Source organism: Polynucleobacter sp. 39-46-10, from assembly GCF_002282275.1.
Window position 1 is genome coordinate 1 of the sequence record NZ_NCJB01000285.1, and the last position, 2,991, is coordinate 2,991.

At 46.5% G+C, this 2,991-nt stretch carries 3 protein-coding genes; all 3 read left to right on the top strand.

The window, feature by feature from the left end; genetic code table 11:
• The first annotated feature begins 35 nt into the window (after window positions 1-35).
• Complete coding sequence (locus B7X71_RS14430; RefSeq protein WP_293598514.1) at window positions 36-746, top strand: ATP-binding cassette domain-containing protein; 711 nt, start codon at window positions 36-38, stop codon at window positions 744-746.
• Window positions 743-1,603: a TatD family hydrolase gene (locus B7X71_RS14435; RefSeq protein WP_293598513.1), complete on the top strand. Its 861-nt coding sequence runs from the start codon at window positions 743-745 to the stop codon at window positions 1,601-1,603. Before B7X71_RS14430 ends, B7X71_RS14435 begins: the two co-directional genes overlap by 4 nt.
• Before the next feature lie 4 nt (window positions 1,604-1,607).
• The coding region (locus B7X71_RS14440; RefSeq protein ID WP_293601137.1) for a ComEC/Rec2 family competence protein at window positions 1,608-2,991 on the top strand (1,384 nt) is incomplete at its 3' end.

Below are 2,991 nucleotides of genomic sequence, written 5' to 3' on the forward strand. Positions count from 1 at the left end.
TGCCGCCCAAGTTCAGCCTGCGGAGGCATTGCGCTATGAGTAATTTCAAGAATGAAAAAAACAGCGGTGTGATTCTGAGTGCATCCGACCTTGCAAAGACCTATGGCAAAGGACCAACAGCAGTTGATGTTCTTAAGGAAATTGATTTACAGGTAAACGCTTCCGAGAAGGTGGCTATCGTAGGATCCTCTGGCTCAGGAAAAAGTACCTTGCTGCATTTATTGGGTGGTTTAGATACGCCCAGCGCAGGGACAGTCATCTTGGCTGGAGAAAATCTCCATCAATTGCCAGTGAGAAAACTAGATCAATTGCGTAATCAGAGTTTGGGTTTCATTTATCAGTTCCATCATCTCTTAGATGAATTCAGCGCAGTTGAAAACGTCGCCTTGCCTTTACGTATTCGTGGGCTGAGTAATGAAGAGTCTATGGAACGTGCCAATACGATGTTGCATGCGGTCGGTTTAGCAAAGCGAGTTCAACATACCCCAGGCGAGCTATCTGGTGGTGAGCGTCAACGAGTTGCGGTTGCTCGTGCCTTAGTGGGTAATCCCGCTTGCGTCTTAGCGGATGAGCCAACGGGTAATCTCGATACTGAAACTGCCGATGGCGTATTTGACTTGATGTTAGATATTGCTCGTGAGCAGGGTACTGCTTTCGTGATTGTGACCCATGATCCTATTCGCGCTAAACGTTGTGACCGGATTTTGCATTTAGAGCGCGGAGTATTAAAGACTTTCGCGCAATGAGCGAAGTTGGCAAAGATCTCGCATGGGTTGATACCCATTGCCATCTAGATGCGCCGGAGTTCTCAAACTCCCTTTCTGAGATTGTTTCAAGAGCGGCAGGTAAAGGTGTTAAAGCGGTCTTACTGCCTACTGTTCAAGCATCTGACTGGGAAAAAGCTAGAGACTTAGCGGCTCAATACAGTAATGACATTCCAGGTTTGGTTTATACGCTCGGCATTCATCCGCTGTATATCAAGCAAGCGCAAGAGAGTGATATTGATATTCTCAAGAAACAAATTGAGCGTTCATTAGATGACCCTCGTTTTGTCGGTATTGGCGAGATTGGTCTTGATTACTTTGTTGAGGGACTTGATCCGCAGCGCCAAGAGTATTACTTTCATAGGCAACTCGATTTGGCTCAACAATTCCAGTTGCCAGTCATTTTGCATGTGCGCCGCTCACAAGATGCCATCCTCAAAGCATTGCGTAAAAGAAAAGTGCCTAGCGGTATAGCGCACGCCTTTAATGGTAGTCATCAGCAAGCCGAGCAATTTATTGAATTGGGTTTCAAACTGGGATTTGGTGGGGCGGCAACCTACGATAGGGCATTGCAGATTCGCCGTCTTTTAAAAGAATTGCCGCTTGAAAGTATCGTCACTGAAACGGATGCGCCGGATATTCCCCCGGCATGGCTTAGGGAAGAGGGTGGGCAATTTAATGAGCCTGCATTACTCCCCAGAATTGCTCAGCAACTAGCTAGCATTCGCGGTATTGGCGAAGACGTATTTTCAAAAGTAGTTTGGCAAAACGCGATGCAGGTATTGCCCCGCTGGTCATTATTAATGGCTAACAAACTAAACCCACAGTCCGCCTCTTAAGAACTTGCGCATCAATATTGCGGCGTTCATCGCTGGGGGATCGCTTCTTCTATTGTTGCCTGCTGTGCCAGAGTATTGGTATTGGATATGCATAGCAACCATCTTCATTTCTCTATCCAGCGTCTACATCAATCGCTTGTTAATTCAATATTGCTATGTAAGCAGCGCATTACTCACTACATGCTATTTTGCTTTGGGATTTGCTTGGAATGCACATTACGCACAAAGTCGACTGACTCATGTTCTATCAATCGAGTATGAGGGCAGGGATTTTGTTCTTGAAGGTAGAGTCAATGCCTTGCCACAAAGTTCTCCTGGTGGCGCTAAGTTTTCTTTTGAGGTTGATCGGGCATGGTTAGGCAAGGAGTCAATTGATTCATTTCCTGCACAGGTGTATTTGAGTTGGCAGCCAGCATGGCGTAATCCTCAAGATGTCCCCCAAATTATTCCGGGTCAGCGCTGGGAGTTCAAAGTCAAAATCAAAAGGCCTTATGGGTCTCTCAATCCTTATACCTTTGATTTTGAGCGTTGGTCCTTTCATCAAGACTTTGGTGCCATTGGATCAATTAGGTCTGGCAAGTTACTTCTTGAAAAAGATATTGGCATATCTGAGTTCGCTCTAGCCATGGAATATCAGCGTTGGAAATTAAGACAAAAAATTCAGCGCCTACTTCCAAGGGATGCACGTTACGGCGGGGTGATTGCAGCACTGGTCATGGGCGACCAAAATGCGATAGACCAAGAAGACTGGCGTGTATTTAATGCCACTGGTATTGGGCATCTCATATCCATATCGGGCCTTCATGTAACGATGCTGGCTGGCTTCGGTGCGATGCTGGCAACCTTTTTATGGCGTCGTAATAATCTGCCCTTATTGATCCCTGTTGGGAAGTTTGCTGCAGCAGTTGGGTTTCTGACGGCATTTGTCTATGCGTGGTTGGCTGGATTTCAGATTCCGGCACAGCGAACGATGTTTATGGTGGGCGTAGTTGCATTTGCCCTATGGTCTGGCAGAAACCCCCGATCATTTGATATCTGGTGGTGGGCTCTCTTTGTTGTTCTGCTGATTGATCCAATGGCGCCCTATACGCCAGGATTCTGGCTTTCATTTGGGGCGGTTGCGGCAATTTTGTTCGCTATGCAGGATTCGGATGGTTTATTAGGGCTACCCACTAGCAGAGAGCTGGAGCTTGATTGGCGATATAGATTGTCTCAAGCTCTTAAAGTAGCTTGTCGTGTGCAGGCCGTAGTTACTATCGCACTTTTGCCATTAACTCTATATTGGTTTTATCAAGTCTCGATAGTTTCACCATTGGCAAATGCAATTGCCATTCCTGTGGTGAGTTATATCGTAACGCCTCTGGCGATTGCGGGTGCCTTATTGCCTG